This window comes from Paracoccus sp. KR1-242, from assembly GCF_049446195.1.
In the GTDB taxonomy this organism is placed as follows: Bacteria; Pseudomonadota; Alphaproteobacteria; order Rhodobacterales; family Rhodobacteraceae; genus Paracoccus; species Paracoccus broussonetiae.
In genome coordinates, this window is record NZ_JBMSED010000001.1 from 301,938 (window position 1) to 317,874 (window position 15,937).

Annotated in this window: 15 protein-coding genes; 8 read left to right on the forward strand and 7 right to left on the reverse strand. The window is 64.4% G+C overall.

Features of this window, described 5'->3' with window-relative positions:
- Window positions 1–95: 95 nt before the first annotated feature.
- From ACO2Q4_RS01450 to ACO2Q4_RS01475, 6 genes are read left to right on the forward strand one after another with little or no spacing between them, the layout of a single operon-like run.
- Window positions 96–986 (forward strand): UTP--glucose-1-phosphate uridylyltransferase, encoded by an 891-nt coding sequence (locus tag ACO2Q4_RS01450; RefSeq protein ID WP_423316811.1) that lies wholly within the window; start codon window positions 96–98, stop codon window positions 984–986.
- Between the two features lie 2 nt (window positions 987–988).
- Window positions 989–1,987 carry a UDP-glucose 4-epimerase GalE gene (gene galE / locus ACO2Q4_RS01455; RefSeq protein ID WP_423316813.1) on the forward strand — a complete coding sequence of 333 codons (999 nt, stop codon included), beginning with the start codon at window positions 989–991 and terminating at the stop codon, window positions 1,985–1,987.
- The gene (locus ACO2Q4_RS01460; protein ID WP_423316815.1) at window positions 1,977–3,233 is read left to right on the forward strand and encodes a glycosyltransferase family 4 protein; all 1,257 of its coding nucleotides are present in this window, start codon (window positions 1,977–1,979) and stop codon (window positions 3,231–3,233) included. Before galE ends, ACO2Q4_RS01460 begins: the two co-directional genes overlap by 11 nt.
- 14 nt (window positions 3,234–3,247) lie before the next feature.
- Complete coding sequence (locus ACO2Q4_RS01465; protein ID WP_395135729.1) at window positions 3,248–4,273, forward strand: glycosyltransferase family 2 protein; 1,026 nt, start codon at window positions 3,248–3,250, stop codon at window positions 4,271–4,273.
- Window positions 4,270–5,985, forward strand: a complete 1,716-nt coding sequence (locus tag ACO2Q4_RS01470) for a beta-1,6-N-acetylglucosaminyltransferase (RefSeq protein ID WP_423316817.1) — start codon at window positions 4,270–4,272, stop codon at window positions 5,983–5,985. Before ACO2Q4_RS01465 ends, ACO2Q4_RS01470 begins: the two co-directional genes overlap by 4 nt.
- A 1-nt stretch (window position 5,986) precedes the next feature.
- Window positions 5,987–7,384, forward strand: a complete 1,398-nt coding sequence (locus ACO2Q4_RS01475; protein WP_423316819.1) for a sulfotransferase family 2 domain-containing protein — start codon at window positions 5,987–5,989, stop codon at window positions 7,382–7,384.
- A gap of 21 nt (window positions 7,385–7,405) precedes the next feature.
- Here ACO2Q4_RS01475 and ACO2Q4_RS01480 read toward each other — a convergent pair whose 3' ends face one another.
- From ACO2Q4_RS01480 to ACO2Q4_RS01500, 5 genes are all read right to left on the reverse strand, one after another.
- Entirely contained in the window at window positions 7,406–8,347 is a 942-nt protein-coding gene (locus tag ACO2Q4_RS01480; protein WP_311761476.1) for a DMT family transporter, read from the reverse strand.
- Entirely contained in the window at window positions 8,344–9,387 is a 1,044-nt protein-coding gene (gene queG, locus ACO2Q4_RS01485; RefSeq protein ID WP_423316821.1) for a tRNA epoxyqueuosine(34) reductase QueG, read from the reverse strand. The genes ACO2Q4_RS01480 and queG overlap by 4 nt, the downstream gene beginning before the upstream one ends.
- The gene (locus tag ACO2Q4_RS01490) at window positions 9,368–10,057 is read right to left on the reverse strand and encodes a glutathione S-transferase family protein (RefSeq protein WP_311761478.1); all 690 of its coding nucleotides are present in this window, start codon (window positions 10,055–10,057) and stop codon (window positions 9,368–9,370) included. Before ACO2Q4_RS01490 ends, queG begins: the two co-directional genes overlap by 20 nt.
- Window positions 10,058–10,133: 76 nt before the next feature.
- A complete protein-coding gene (gene mtgA, locus ACO2Q4_RS01495) occupies window positions 10,134–10,907 on the reverse strand; it encodes a monofunctional biosynthetic peptidoglycan transglycosylase (RefSeq protein WP_423316824.1) in 774 nt (257 codons plus the stop codon).
- Between the two features lie 52 nt (window positions 10,908–10,959).
- A complete protein-coding gene (locus ACO2Q4_RS01500) occupies window positions 10,960–11,556 on the reverse strand; it encodes a DUF1269 domain-containing protein (protein WP_395135722.1) in 597 nt (198 codons plus the stop codon).
- 166 nt (window positions 11,557–11,722) lie between these two features.
- Between ACO2Q4_RS01500 and ACO2Q4_RS01505 the strand changes: the two genes are divergently transcribed.
- On the forward strand, window positions 11,723–12,082 hold the full coding sequence (locus tag ACO2Q4_RS01505; protein ID WP_311761481.1) for an antibiotic biosynthesis monooxygenase: 360 nt from the start codon (window positions 11,723–11,725) through the stop codon (window positions 12,080–12,082).
- 39 nt (window positions 12,083–12,121) lie between these two features.
- The gene (locus ACO2Q4_RS01510) at window positions 12,122–13,174 is read left to right on the forward strand and encodes a glycosyltransferase 61 family protein (protein WP_395135720.1); all 1,053 of its coding nucleotides are present in this window, start codon (window positions 12,122–12,124) and stop codon (window positions 13,172–13,174) included.
- A 4-nt stretch (window positions 13,175–13,178) separates the two neighbouring features.
- On the opposite strand, the gene betC is transcribed toward ACO2Q4_RS01510, so the two are convergent.
- Both betC and choX read right to left on the reverse strand, forming a co-directional pair.
- A complete protein-coding gene (gene betC / locus ACO2Q4_RS01515) occupies window positions 13,179–14,675 on the reverse strand; it encodes a choline-sulfatase (RefSeq protein WP_423316827.1) in 1,497 nt (498 codons plus the stop codon).
- Window positions 14,676–15,617 carry a choline ABC transporter substrate-binding protein gene (choX, locus tag ACO2Q4_RS01520; RefSeq protein ID WP_423316828.1) on the reverse strand — a complete coding sequence of 314 codons (942 nt, stop codon included), beginning with the start codon at window positions 15,615–15,617 and terminating at the stop codon, window positions 14,676–14,678.
- Between the last annotated feature and the right edge of the window lie 320 nt (window positions 15,618–15,937).

Consider the following 15,937-nt stretch of genomic DNA (forward strand, 5'->3'; position numbering starts at 1 on the left):
CTGAACTGATCCGTGTGCTGAGGGATTGTTGTGCAACCGTCGGCGAAACGAGATAATCTCTGCCCAGACGGCGCAGATATCAGGAGACCAGATTGATGAGTCGCAAAGTGACGAAGGCCATTTTCCCGGTAGCGGGACTTGGGACCCGCTTTCTGCCGGCCACGAAGAGCATTCCGAAAGAGATCATGACGCTGGTCGACCGGCCTCTGATCCAATACGCGATTGACGAAGCGCGGGCTGCCGGGATCGAGGAGTTCATTTTCGTGACCTCTCGTGGCAAGGGCGCGCTGGAGGATTATTTCGACCACGCGCATGAGCTGGAATCGAGCCTGAAGAAGGCCGGCAAGACCGATCTTCTGGACGTGCTGCGGGCGACCAACATGGATTCCGGGGCGATCGCCTATGTGCGCCAGCACAAGGCGCTGGGTCTGGGCCACGCGGTCTGGTGCGCGCGGCGTCTTCTGCAGGACGAGGCGGTGGCCGTGATCCTGACCGACGACGTGATCATGGGCGAGCCGCCCTGCCTGCAGCAGATGATCGAGGCCTATCAGGACACCGGCGGCACCATGGTCGCGACCATGGAAGTTCCGCTTGAAAAGACCAAGTCCTATGGCGTTCTGGACGTGGCCGAGGACATGGGCGCCATCGTCCGCGCCCGCGGCATGGTCGAGAAGCCCAAGGACAACCCGCCCTCGAACCTGGCGGTGATCGGACGCTATATCCTGGCGCCGACGGTGATGGAGAACCTCAACAAGCTCAAGCAGGGCGCGGGCGGGGAAATCCAGCTGACCGACGCCATCGCCGACGAGATCGCCGAGGGCCGCGACGTCTTCGGCCTGCGCTTCCGGGGGCAGCGTTTCGACTGCGGCTCGAAAGCGGGCTTCCTGCAGGCCACCGTCGCATTCGGACTGGCCAGGGACGAGCTGAAGGACGAATTCAGCGACTATCTCGCAGACATCATGTCCATGCGGAAGGCCGCTGAATAACGATGACGGACAAGGTTCTTGTGACGGGCGGCGCGGGCTATATCGGTTCGCACGCCTGCAAGGCGCTGCGTGACGCGGGATTCATTCCGGTCACTTACGACAATCTTTGCACCGGCTGGCGCGATGCCGTGAAATTCGGCCCCTTCGAACAGGGCGACCTGATGGATCGTGCGCGCCTGGACGAGGTGTACGCGATCCACAAGCCCGTTGCGGTCATGCATTTCGCCGCCCTGAGCCAGGTCGGCGAGGCAATGCGCGAACCGGGGAAATACTGGCGCGGCAATGTCTCGGCATCGCTGAATCTGATCGAGGCGACGCTGGCCGCCGGGGTCGGGAATTTCGTCTTTTCCTCGACCTGCGCGACCTATGGCGATCATGATGGCGTCGTGCTGGACGAAATGACGGCCCAGGCACCGCTGAACGCCTATGGCGCCAGCAAGCGCGCGATCGAGGACATGCTGAAGGATTTCGGCGCCGCCGACGGCCTTCGCTCGGTCATCTTCCGCTATTTCAACGTGGCCGGCGCCGATCCCGATGGCGAGGTGGGCGAGTTCCACCAGCCCGAGACGCACCTGATCCCGCTGATCCTTGACGCGATCGACGGCAAGCGCGACGCCCTGACCATTCACGGTACCGATTACCCCACCCAGGACGGCACCTGCATCCGTGACTATGTCCATGTCATGGATCTTGTGGATGCGCATGTGCTGGGGTTGCGCCACTTGCTGGCGGGCAATGTCCCGCGCGGCGCGCAGGACGTCTTCTGCCTTGGCACCGGCAACGGGTTCTCGGTGCGCGAGGTGATCGACAATTCGCGCCACGTCACCAATCGCCCGATCCCGATGGTCGAAGGACCGCGGCGGGGCGGGGACGCGGTCAAGCTGGTCTCGGGCAGTGGCAAGGCCATGTCAGTGCTGGGCTGGGACCCGGTGCGGTCGACCCTGCCGCAGATGATCGGCGACGCGTGGCGCTGGCACCAGCACGGCGGATATGAGCGCTGATCCGGCGATCCTGCTGGATGTCTCGCGCCTGATCTCGCGGCTGGGGAAGGGTCCGGCGACCGGTATCGACCGTGTCGAGGCCGAGTGGCTGGCCCATCTTGGCCAAAGCGCGCAGCCCTGCCTGCTGTTGGCCCGTGTCCGACGCGGGCAGTTGCTTCTGCCGTGCGAGGCCGGGCGTAAGATCCTTGACTGGCTTTCGGGCCGGGTCGAGGATTTGCCCGACCCCGTGCTGATCGACCGGCTTCGCGGACGCCAGGACCTGAGCGCGCGCGCCGAAGCGGCACTACGGCGGATGGCACTGCATGCGGCCGGGCCAGCGGGGCGAGGCATCGCGGCCCGCGCCGCTGCCTTGCTGGGCGGGGACGCGATCTACCTGAATGTCGGGCACAGCAACCTGTCGGCGCCGCTTCTGGCGGGGCTTGGCGTGCTGCGCCGGGTCGTGCTTGTCCACGACACGATCCCGCTGGACCATCCCGAATTCACCCGCGCCGGACAATCCGCGAAGTTCCGCGAGCGTCTTACCGCGGTTCTGGGCCATGCCGACCAGATCCTGGCCATTTCGGGCGCGACGCGGGATGCGATTTTGCGCTGGCGCGACCGGATGGGCATTCCGGCAGGAGCGGATGTCTTTGTCGCGCCAATCGGGACGCGACTTGCTGTCCCCGCGCCCCTGTCTGCGCAGATCGCGCCGGACCGGCCGTATTTCGTCACCCTTGGCACGATCGAGCCGCGCAAGAACCATGCGCTGCTTCTGGATTGCTGGGAGACGATGGCCCGCCGCCTGCCGGCCGAGGCGATGCCCGGCCTTGTCATCATTGGTCGGCGTGGCTGGGAAAATCATGTGACCTTCGCGCGCCTGGACCGCTGTCCGGCGAATGGGGCGGTGCGTGAGTTCTCGAATCTGGACGACGGGGCCGTAGCGGGGCTGCTGGACGGCTGCCATGCCCTGCTGATGCCAAGCCGGGCCGAGGGCTTCGGTCTTCCCTATACCGAGGCCGCGGCGCGCGGCATTCCGGTGCTCAGCGCGCCACTGCCGGTCGCGCGCGAATTGCTGGGCGACTATGCCCGCTATCTTTCCCCCGACGATGCCGGACAATGGGCCGACGCCGTGATCGAGATCGCCGCACGGCCCGTCTTGCGGCACCCGGCGCTGGCCGTGCCGCAATGGGATGCACATTTTGCCGCTGTGGAAGGGCTCATGCGCGAAGGATTGCACCCACGGTCGGCGGCGGCTATGCCGGGCTAAAAGCGAAGATTCCCGTGAAGCGACTGTTCAGGATCACCCGGCGAAAGTTGCGACTCCGTGTCCGTCGGCAATATTTGCTGGGGCGCGCGATCCGGCGGCGGCATCGCCTGCACCCGATTGCGGTGCGGACCCGGCGCATTCGGCGCGGGGATATCCTATTGTTCATGTCGATCCGCAACGAAAAGGTGCGGCTACCCTATTTCCTGGAATATTACCGGCGCATGGGGGTCCAGCATTTCCTGGTCGTCGATAATGGCTCGGATGATGGCGGGCTGGAATATCTGAGCGAGCAGATGGATGTTTCCGTCTGGCTGACCCATTCCAGTTACAAGGATTCCCGTTTCGGGATGGATTGGATCAACTGGCTGCTGTTCCGCCACGGTGTCGGGCATTGGTGTCTGACCGTCGATCCCGACGAATTCCTGATCTATCCGCATCACGATACCCGGCCGCTGAAGGCCCTGACGGATTGGCTGGACGCCTCTGCGATCAAATCCTTTTCGTCGATGCTGCTGGACATGTATCCCAAGGGTCCGCTTCATGCCCGCACCTATGTGGAGGGTGAGGATCCGTTCCAGATCGCAAGCTGGTTCGATCCGGCGAATTACACGATCCGCAAGAATGGCGAATACGGCAACCTGTGGATCCAGGGCGGGCCGCGCAGCCGCGCATTCTTCCATGACAATCCCGCCCAGGGACCGGCGCTGAACAAGATCCCGCTGGTGCGCTGGGAACGGTCATATGTCTATGTCAGCTCGACCCACATGCTGCTGCCGCGTTCGCTGAACGTGGTCTATGACGAGGATGGTGGCGAAAAGGCCTCGGGCTGCCTGCTTCATGCAAAGTTCCTGTCCACCTTTGCCCAGAAATCCGCCGAAGAGCTTGAGCGTCGGCAGCATTACTCGGACAGCCAGGAATACATGGCCTATCACTCGGGTCTTCAGGACGAACAGGATTTCTGGTGCGAGGAATCGCGCCGATATGAAGACTGGCGCCAACTGGAGGATCTGGGACTGATCTCCAAGGGGAACTGGGCATGACGGCCCCCGAACATGAACCGCCCGCTCCATTGCGCGGCGGCAAGGTCCGGCTGGGCATCGTCATGCTGTGCCACAACGAATTGCCGTTGGCTGCCCGCATGGCCGAGGTCTGGGCGGCTGGTGGGGCGGTCGTGGCGATTCATATCGACGCCAAGGTTTCGGCCATGGAGGTCGCCACCATGAAGGCCGACCTCGACCGGTTCGAGGACGTGGTGTTTTCCCGTCGCCATCCCTGCGAATGGGGCAGCTTCAGCCTGGTCCGCGCCACCCAGGATGCAGCAGCGCTGTTGCTGGACCGGTTCGAGGACGTGAGCCATGTGATGGTCGTGTCGGGATCGTGCCTGCCGCTCCGGCCGGTTGCGGACCTGATCGCCTTCCTGTCGCGCCATCCCAATCGTGATTTCATCGAAAGCGTGACCGCCGAGGATGTCGGCTGGACCGTCGGCGGGCTGAACGAGGAACGCTTTACCCTGCGCTTTCCCTTTGCCTATCGCCGTCGGCGCAAGCTTTTCGACCGCTATGTCGAGCTGCAGCGCCGCCTGAAGTTCAAACGCCGCATCCCCGAAGGACTGGTCCCGCATCTTGGGTCGCAATGGTGGTGCCTGACGCGGGTGACGCTGCACGCGATTCTTGCCGATCGCCGCCGTCCCGAATTCGACCGATATTTCAACCGCGTCTGGATCCCGGACGAAAGCTATTTCCAGACGCTGGCGCGGCTGCATTCGAACCGGATCGAAAGCCGCTCGCTGACGCTTGCCAAGTTCGACGACCAGGGCAAGCCCTATATGTTCTACAACGACCACCGCCAGATTCTCGAGGAATCGCGCTGCTTCGTCGCGCGCAAGATCTGGCCGCGGGCGACGGCGCTTTACACCTATTTCCCGCGCCCGGTGCATGGCGAACCTTCGGCGGCAGAGCCCCAGCCCGAGCGGCTTGACCGCATCATCGGACAGGCCGTCAGCCGACGCCGCCTGGGCAGGCCGGGACTGTACATGCAGAGCCGCTTTCCCATGAAGGACCGCGAGAACGGCAAGACCTCGGCCCCCTATGCGGTGATGCAGGGGTTTTCGGACCTGTTCCCCGGTTTCGAACCCTGGCTGGCCGAACGGGTCGATGCCGATGTCCACGGCCATCTTCTGTCGCAAGACGGGGTCGAATTTTCCAACCGCTCGCGAATTGGTCCGGGGGGGCTCAGCGACAGCGCGGCGCTGCGCGATCTGGACCCGCGTGGCTTTGTCGCCAACCTGATCCGCATGTCCCAGCGGATGCAGGTGATCCAGTACAGCCCGCGTGACCAGCAGAACCTGAACTGGTTCATGGCGACCGATCCTAACGCACAGTTCTATGTCATCACCGGGGCCTGGGCGGTGCCGCTGCTGCATTCGGGCATGCCCTTCGACGACATCCGGCGCATTGCCGCCGTGCTTCAGCGGATCGAGCTTGAGCAGATGGGTGTGCTGAACTCGGTCTGGCTGAAGGCGCGCACCCGGATCTGGGACCTGGGCGATTTCTGTTCGCGCCCGGCAGGGGTGCTGCGCAGCGTCCTGCGCGAATTGGGGGGTGATCCGGACATGTCCGCGAACCTTCCCGAGATGCGGGAACTGGCCGGAATGGGCCGCTTTCTGCAGCGATTGCGCAATGCGGGTCTGCGTCCGCAACTGATGGGCGAGTTCCCCGTCGTCGAACCGGTCCCGAGCAAGGAAAGCATGTGACATGACCCAGACCTTTCAGCGCTTCGTCATCTTCGCCGAAATGCGGACAGGGTCGAACCTGCTTGAGGCGACGCTGAACGCACTGAAGCGCGTCACCTGCTTCGGAGAGGCCTTCAACCCCTACATGATGGGCTGGCCCGACAAGGACGAGCTGAAGGGCATCACCAAGGCCGAGCGGGACGAGGATCCACATCGCCTGCTGGCCGCGATCTTCGACAAGCCGAACCACCTGCCGGGCTTTCGCTATTTCCACGACCACGATCCGCGGGTCTTCGATGCGATTATGGACGACCGGGCCTGCGCCAAGATCATCCTGACCCGCAACCCGGTCGACAGTTACGTCTCGACTGCGCTGGCCCGCGCCACGAACCAGTGGAAGCTGAACGAGACCGAGACCCCGATCCCTGCCGCCGCCCGGTTCGAGCCCGAGGAGTTCCGGCAGGTCGCGTCGGAGGTCGAGGAGTTTCAGCTGCGCATCCAGCATCGCCTGCAGGTGACCGGTCAATCGGCCTTCTGGCTGGGATACGAGGATCTGCGCGATACCGGGGTCATGACCGGACTTTTGCACTGGATGGGGCGGACAGACCTGGAAAAGGTCGCACCCGCCAGCGACCAGGTGCCGCAAAACCCCCGTGAACTGTCCGAAAAGGTTTCGAATTTTCAGGAAATGCAGACCGCGCTGTCGGAGTTGGATCCCTTCATGCTGCGTCGGATTCCGAATTTCGAACCGCGCCGCGGTCCGGCGGTGCCCTCGTTCCTGGCGGCCGAGGCAGGCAAGGGTCTTGTCTTCATGCCGATCAAGGGCGGGCCGGGTGACAGGATCAGCGCGTGGCTGCGCCAGATCGGCGAGGTGACCGGCGACCTGAACCAGAACAGCCTGCGCCAGTGGAAGCGTGACCATACCGGGCATCGCAGTTTTACCGTCCTGCGCCATCCGCTGCGGCGCGCCTGGTCCGCGTTCGAGGCACTTCTGCAGGGCGGAAATGCCGAGCTGCGCGACCTGATGCGTCAGGTCCATCGCGTGGCCCTGCCACGAGAAGAGGACCTTCCGGACCTGACCGACAGCCGTCGGGCCGAGCTGTTCGAAACCTTCCTGGACTTCCTGCGTCGCAACGTGAACGGCCAGACCTCGTTGCCGACGCATCCGGGCTGGGCGAGCCAGGCCGAGGTTCTGTCGGGCTTTTCGCGATTCGGCGCGCCGGACATGGTGCTGCGCGAATCCGATCTGGAGCGTGAGATCGGCTGGCTGGCCAGCAGCGTGGGCATCCGGCAGGCCCCCGCGCTGCCGCAGGCGACCGAGCGCTTCCCGGAATTCCTGAACGACCAGAAGCTGCGCGGCGCGGCAAAGCGCACCTATCTGCGTGATTACGTCGCCTATGGTTTTGGCGGCCAGCCCTGACGGCGCGCGGCCAAGCGGTGATCAGCCCTGCGGGGTCATTGCCTTGCGTTGGCGGTTGCGTTCCAGCCCAAGATGGCGTTCCCGCCAGATGATCAGGATGCCCGCGGTGATGACCAGCGCCGCGCCCGCCAGCATCACAAGGGTCGGAGCCTCGCCAAAGACAAACCAGCCGATCAGCAGCGCCAGCAGCATCGAGGCATATTCGAACGGTGCAATCAGCGAGGCATCGGCATAGCGATAGGCCGAGGTCAGAAGGATCTGCCCCAGCCCGCCCAGCAATCCGATCGTGATCAGCAGCGCCGCCGTGCGCAGGTCCGGCATCACCCAGCCAAAGGGCAATGTCAGCAGGCTGAGCAACGTCGACGTGACCGAGAACCAGAAGACGATGGCCGAGGTCCGCTCTTCCTGCACCATCTTGCGCACGAAGATCATCGCAAGCGCGGTGCAGGACGCTCCTGCCAGCGTGACGACCGTGCCCAGGCTTTCGCGCAGGTCCATTTCGGCCCCGGTGGTCAGGCGCGGGGACAGCACGATCACCACGCCCAGAAGCCCCATCACCACCATGCTGATGCGGAACAGATGGACCTCTTCGCCCAGAAACATCGCGGCGAAGATGACGGTCAGCAGAGGCGCGGCATAGCCGATCGCGGTGACTTCGGGAAAGGGCAGCAGCGACAGCGCCCAGAACCCCAACCCCATCGCCATCGTGCCGATCACGCCACGATAGAAATGTCCCATCGGGCGATAGGTCTGCAGTCCGACGCCCAACTCTCCGCGCCAGAGCAGCCAGACGAGAATCACCGGGATTGCGAAAAAGGATCGGAAAAAGACCTGCTGACCGGGCGGGACGCCAAGGCCGCTGGCCGAGGTCGCCTTGATGATCGACGCCATGACGGTGAACACCATCACGCTGACGCATTTGAGCAGGATACCGCGCAGAGGACTTGGAGGCGTAGGAATCATGTCAGTCTTTGGCAGGCCCATTGCGCCGCGTCTGCCACGGCGGGGTCGGGATCATGCGCCAAGGCTTCCGCGACTGGACGCAGATGTGCAAGCCCCGAATTGCCGATTGCGTAAAGCACATTCCTGACCATGCGATTTCTGCCGATCCGCTTGATCGGACTGCCGGAAAATCTTTCGCGGAAGGCGGCGTCATCCAGCGCCGCCAGCTCGGCCAGGGCAGGGGCGCCGTGTGGGCCGTGATAGCGCAGCTCGGTCGCGGCCTGGGCGAACTTGTTCCAGGGGCAGGCGGCAAGGCAGTCGTCGCAACCATAGATCCGGTTGCCCAGCAGCGGGCGCAATTCTGGATCGACCGGTCCCTTGTGTTCGATCGTCAGATAGGAAATGCAGCGCCGCGCATCCAGTTGATAGGGGGCTGGAAAGGCCCCGGTCGGACAGACGTCAAGGCAGGCCCGGCACGATCCGCAGTGCGACACCTCTGCGGCATCTTTCGGCAGGTCCAGGGTGGTGAAGATCGAGCCAAGAAAGAACCAGCTTCCCAGCTCACGCGAAAGCAGGTTGGTGTGCTTGCCTTGCCAGCCCAGCCCGGCCGCCTGCGCCAGCGGTTTTTCCATGACCGGGGCAGTGTCGACGAACACCTTGATCTCGCAACCGGTCAGGTTGACCAGCCAACCGCCCAGTCGCTTCAGCCGCTTCTTGACCAGATCGTGGTAATCCTTGCCCTGGGCATAGACGCTGACCGCGCCCCGGTCGGGATGGGCCAGAACCTCGGTCGGGTCGTGTTCAGGGGTGTAAAGCTCGGCCAGCATGATGACCGAGCGCGCCTGTGGCCACAGGGCATCGGGCGCTGCTCGCCAATGGGTGCGTTCGGCCATCCATTCCATCTGGCCGTGGCGTTCGTCGGCAAGGAACTCGGCCAGGCGGTCGGGCAGGCGGGGATCGGCGTCGGGCGCGCAAATGCCAAGGGCCGAGAAACCCTCGGCCCGCGCCTGATCCTCTAGCCGGGAACGGATATCGACAGGATCAGAAATCCAGGAGCGCATAATGTGGCGCCGGGTGAACGCCCGGCAGATGGTCGGCCAGCAGGCTGCGGAAGGCCGGGCGCGACTTGATCTTGGCATACCATTCCTGCACCTCCGAGGAATGGGTCCAGTCCACGTCCGAAATATAGTCGAGGCAGGACAGATGCGCGGCGGCGGCGAAATCGGCCAGCGTCATCACGTCACCCGCCAGCCAGCGCCGATGCTCCAGCAGCGATTTCATATAATCCATGTGATAGCGGATCGCAGACAGCCCCGCCTTGACTGTGCGCGAGTCGGGATAGCCAAGCCGCATCACCTTTTTCCAGACCCGTTCGTTCATCACGGGACGGGTGCATTCGGCGCTGAACTTGTCGTCGAACCATGAACACAGGCGGCGCACCTCGAACCGGTCGATCGCCGAATGCGGCATCAGCGCGGGAGAGGGGTATTTTTCGTCGAGATACTCGCAGATCGCCTGGCTTTCTGCCAGAAGCCGCCCGTCCATCCGCAGCACCGGAAGCTTGCCTGCCGGGTTGCGGCGCAGGATTTCGGACCCCGGTTCCCAATATCGGTCCTCGACCAATTCGACCTCGATCCGTTTTTCGGCCAGCACCAGTCGGACCTTGCGGCAGAAGGGCGACAGGGCAATGTGGTAAAGCCGGATCGTGGAATTGCTGGAAGAAGTATTCATCTGGGGAAAGCACCGGGGGAATTTCGCGGACAGCCTGTGATACGCTTCGCCCGTCGCGGTTTCAACAAGGTTGGATTCAGCGCGGCAGGATCAGGCAGGAATCGCGCCCGTCGCTGCGGATCGTGGCCGCGCCATCGGCGATTGCCCGCGCGCGTGTCGACCCTGTCTTGGGCTTGCGCGTCTTCGGCGCCGGCAGGATCGAGGCCAAGGCCGCCGCCTGCCGCGACGACAGCTTGTCGGGCGTGGTTCCGAAGTGATGCTTGGCGGCGGCCGAGATCCCGAAGACGCCCGGTCCGAATTCGGCCAGGTTCAGATAAACCTCGACGATGCGGCGCTTGGACCAGAGCGCCTCGATCATCGGAGTGTAGACCGTCTCAAGCACCTTGCGCGGCCAGCTTCGCCCCTGCCACAGGAAGACGTTCTTTGCCGTCTGCTGAGAGATGGTCGAGGCACCGCGGCTGGATCCCGAATGAATCACGCGGCGGATCTCGATCATGTCGAAGCCCCAATGGTTGCAGAAATTGGCATCCTCGGCCGCGACCACGGCCCGCACCATGTCTGGAGAGATGTCCGACAGCCTTGTCCATTCGCGCGGCGTGCCGGGATATTGCCGGGTTTCGGTCAGGATGGTCCAGCTGGTCGGAGGGTTGATGAACGAGAACAGGAAGACCAGCACGAACATCAGCGCCAGCAGCCTGACCCCGATCCAGCGGATCCAGCCGCCCAGCCACATCAGCCCCCGGCGCAGGAAACGCCAGCGCCCGGCCGGGCGCGGACGTCGCGCCTTGGGCTTGGCCGGTGCTTCAACCGGCTGCAGGGGGTCTGTGATGCTTTCGCGGCGGCGGGGCATGGGCGCGTCCTGTCACGCCAATGCCCATTGCGTCAAGCATTTGGATCGCCGCTCAGGGGGTCTCGGGCGCGGCGGTCGACCCCGGTTGCGCCGCAGGCTGCGTCGCGGGCACGCTGGCGGGCGCATCGGCCTGCGGAATACCCATCGCGCTGCCCAGCTTGCCCCCGGCAAAGGCCTCGCGCAGTTTCTGCTCCTGTTCGTCCGGCAGCGAGGACTGCAAGACGCGTCCGCGCAGCTGGAAGCCCTCAAGCCGCGCCAGCACCTTGTCGGCGGTCATCTTGCGCACAAGGATGAACACGGCCGAGCCATTCGGCGGGATCGAGCGTCCGATCTCGCGCATGAAGTCGTCGTTGATCCCGATATCCGTCAGCCGCCCCGCGATCGCCCCCGAGGCCGCGCCCACGGCCGCGCCGATCAGCGGGTTCAGGAACAAAAGCCCGACCAGAGTGCCCCAGAACCCGCCGCCCACGGCCCCGGCCGCGGTCAGGTTCACCGGCTGGTGCAGCTGGATATCGTCTGCCGTCGGACGGGTGACGACCACTGCGTCCTCAAGCTGGATCAGGTATTCCTTTTGCATCTTCACCAGTTCGCTGCGCAGCTCGAACCCGGTGGCTTCGTCGTCGAAGGCAATCACAAGCAGATCGGACATGGACGGGATCCTTGTTGATGGAAGTGCGGGAGTTTCGCGGCCCCGCGGCGGGGGAACGCCCAAAGGCGCCAAGCTGTTCCCCAAGATGCAAGTTGCCGCGTCGGAAAGGGAATTTCGTTCCCTTGGGCGCATCCGGGCTTGTCACCGGCCCGTTCGATGGTGCCAAATGGCACCCGAACCATCCATCCCGTCACTTGGCCCAGAGGTGCAGATGCTGATCCAGCTTGTCCAGATCGAGGTCCATCCGGGCAAGCGCGACGCCTTTGTCGAAGCCTTCCGCCTGAACTGGGAAGGCGCGCGGACCGAACCCGGCTGCATCCGCTTCGACCTGCTTTGCGATCCCGAGGATGAGAACAGCTTTTCCGTCTATGAGTTGTTCGAGGACGAGGCCGCGCTGGACGCGCACCGGGCCACGGACCACTATCGCCGCTGCGTCGCGCTGATCGACCCGCTGATGGCGGGGCGGCGCAGCAAGCGGTTCTTCGCCCCCGTTCTTGTCGAAGGGCGCGCCGCCGACCGCCCCTAGCGTTCCAATCTCTCCTCGCCGCAAGAGAACTGCCCCGACATGCCGAACCCCCTTCGTCCCTATCGCTCTCGCCTGCGCAGGCTGCTTGGCCAGCCCGATCCGGATTTCCTGGCCGGTGCGCTGGAAAGCTGGGAAGAAGCACCGGGAGGCGTCGTGCATATCCGACCCGCCCTGTCCTTGCCGGGTCAGGTCGAGCGGATCAGGTCCAGCGTCTTCGCGACGCTGGCGGATACGGTCAACGCCCTGACGCTGGAAGGCGACGTGCGCGAGGGGCCAACCCTGGGCTGGCGCTTCCGCAATGTCGATCTTGTCGACGGCGTACTTTACCGCGACGGGGCCGAGCTGCACCTGCGCAGCCGCCGCAACCGGCTGGGGCTGGCCTTCCGGCCCCGGCAGACGGCCAGCGGCGCGCTGTATGAAAGCTGGAACACGAATCGCTGGTTCGGAAGCTGGCTGATGGATGCGCTGGTGGCATGGCCGCTGGCCGAACGGACCGGAGAGCCACTGACCACGGCGCCGCCTCCGCCCGTTGGCGGCCATGCCGCGCGCTATGAGGAGCTGTTGGGCGTCGATCCGATGCGTATGCCCGCTGCTGTGCATTTCGACGACCTGATCGTGTTTTCGGACCTGGCGAACAACCCCGACAAATGGCGCCGCCAGTATGAACTGCGATTGAAGCTGCTGGCCGGTCGCCACCCCGAACCGGTTCCCGGCGTCTTCCTGATCCGCGGCACCGGGGGCGACCTGCGCCTGCTGAAGAACGAGCGCGAACTGGCCGAGCGGCTGGCGACCGAACGGGGCTTCCGTATCCTTGATCCCCTGTCCGCAAGCGTGGACGAGCTGATCGAAGCGTGCGGCGCCGCGCGCGCCATCGTCGGCGTCGAAGGCAGTCAGCTTGTCCACGGGATGATCGTTGCGCCGCCCGATGCAGCGATCCTGCCCATCCAGCCCCCCGACCGGGTCGCCGCCACGCTGAAGCAGCTGAGCGACCGGCTGGGGCAGCGTTACGGCCTGCTGGTGGCCGAGGGCAATGACACCGTCTTCACCCTCGACTGGCGCGATCTGGCCGCGACGCTGGACCTTTTCGACTGAATGGTCACTCCCCGCGCGGGAAGCGCTTGGATTCCTCAAGGACGTTCAGGTCCATGTGGTTGCGCATGTAGCGCTCGCCCGCGGGCTGGACAGGCTGATGGTCCCATGCCTGATAGCCGCCGTTCCGCAAGGCCTCATAGACGACCCAGCGGCGGGCCTGGCTTTGCCGGACCTCGTCGTCATAGGCGGGCAGATCCCAGCGCTGCGCTGCCACGTCCCGCATCCGCTGAAGCACCTCGGCTGCGGCAGGATCGGTCGCGCGGTTCACGCGCTCACCGGGGTCGTCGGCCAGGTTGAACAGCAGTTCGGGGTCGGCAAGGCAGGCGATGTATTTCCAGTCACCGTCCCGCAGCGCGACCAGGGGCGTGATCGATCCCTCGGCCGCATATTCCATGGCGACCGGACCCCGTTGTTCCGCGCCATGCGCCAATGAGCTGCCGTCGGTCCAGGGCATGACCTGATCCATCGGAATGCCCGCGAGGTCGCAGATCGTGGGCAGGACATCGATGGTCGAAACCGGAGTCGCGATCCGTCCCGGCGTCATTTCGGTCGAGGCGATCATCAGCGGCACCCGCGCCGACGGTTCGTGGAAGCTCATCTTGAACCACATGCCGCGTTCGCCCAGCATTTCACCGTGATCGGACAGGAACACCACGACGGCCTCCTGCCGGCTGCGCTCCAGCACGTCCAGGATCTCGCCCAGCTTGTCGTCGACATAGCTGATATTCGCGAAATAGCCCTGCCGCGCGCGGCGGATGTGGTCGCGCGTCACGTCAAGCCCGCGCCAGTCGCAGGCGTCCATCAACCGGCGCGAATGCGGGTCCATGTCGTCATAGGGGACGGCTTCGGGCGGCTCCAGTTCGGGGATGCCCTCGTAAAGATCCCAGTATTTCTTCCGCGCCACGAAGGGGTCGTGGGGGTGGGTAAAGCTGACGGTCAGGCACCAGGGCCGCTCGTCCCCCCCACGAGAGAGATCATAAAGCTTGCGGCAGGCGTGATAGGCGACCTCGTCGTCATATTCATATTGGTTGGTGATCTCGGCCACGCCCGCGCCGGTGACCGAGCCAAGGTTGTGATACCACCAGTCGATCCGCTCGCCCGGCTTGCGGTAATCCGGGGTCCAGCCGAAATCGGCGGGATAGATATCGGTGGTCAGCCGTTCCTCGAAGCCGTGCAGCTGGTCGGGGCCGACGAAATGCATCTTGCCCGACAGACAGGTCTGATATCCCGCGCGGCGCAAGTGATGCGCATAGGTCGGGATGTCCGATGCGAACTCGGCCGCATTGTCATAGACCCGCGTCCGGCGCGGCAACTGGCCTGCCATGAAACTGGCCCGCGCGGGCGAACAAAGCGGGCTTGCCGTATAGGCGTTGGAAAAGCGCGTCGACCTTTCGGCCAGCTTGCGCAGGTTCGGCACGTGCAGGAAGTCTGCCGGGCCGTCGGGGAAAAGCACCCCCGACAGCTGGTCGACCATGACGATCAGGATATTCGGTCGCGTCACTTACTTCACCGAGGCCATGACCGCTTCTGCGCCGGGCTTGCCGTCCAGCGTCGTCACGCCGTCCAGCCATTTCGCCACCGCCTCGGCGTTGTCCGCGATCCAGGCCTTGGCCGCATCGGCGGGATCGGCTCCGTCGTCCAGGATCTTGCCCATCAGCACGTTTTCCTGGTCGACGGTAAAGGTCAGCTGCTTGAACAGCTTCGCCGCGTTGGGGCAGCCCGCCACCCAGTCCTTGCGGGCGACAGTGTGGACGGTTGCGCCACCGTAATCCGGTCCGAATTCCACGTCGCCGCCCGACAGGTAGGTGATCTTCAGGTTCACGTTCATCGGATGCGGCGCCCATGCCAGGAAGACCGAGGGCTTGCCCGCGGCGTCATTGCGCGCGACCTGCGCCAGCATCGCCTGTTCGCCGGATTCGACCAGTTCCCAATCGCCCAGGCCGAACTTGTCATCCTCGATCATCTTGGCGATGGACTGGTTCGCGGGCGCGCCCGGTTCGATCCCATAGATCTTGCCCCCAAAGGCATCCTTTTGCGCGTCGAGATCGGCGAAATCCTTGATGCCCAACGATCCGGCCGCATCGGTCACGGCCAGTGTGAACTTGGCACCGGTCAGGTTCTGGACCAGTTCCTCGGTCTTGCCCGAGGCTTCCAGATCATCGCGGAACTTCTGCTGCGCGGGCATCCAGTTGCCCAGGAAGACATCGGTCTCGGCGTTCTTCAGTGCCTCGTATCCGATCGGGACCGACAGGGTCTTGATGTCGGGCTTGTAGCCCAACCCCTCAAGCACGGCGCGCGCCACGCCGTTGGTTGCGGTGATGTCGGTCCAGCCGGGATCGGACAGGCGCACGGTGCCGCAGGTTCCGGCATCGTCGGCGATTGCGGGCAGGGCACAGACCAGCGCCAGGACCGCGGCGCCGCTGAAGGGAAGGATTCGGGACATGCTGTCGCCTCTCATCTTGTCAGGGCGGAGGGCCGCCAGGGAATGACAATGAACCCATAGCCGGACCTCATGCGCAAGAACAGAGCGGGGCGTCGGGTGGGAAGGCCCCCGGATTCCGGGTCCTTTCCAGCCGGACGAAACCGGACGCGCGCCCCGCCGGCGGGGTGGTGGCCCATCACGATTCGTCCCCAGTCGACGGGCCAGGGAGCGGGTTGACGCCTGGATGCATGTTCGGCGCGAAGAGAGTTCAACAATTTCAGCCAAAAGTTGTCCATTTGGATAGCATTTTGGGCGAAGCAATTAACCATCTACACGCCATA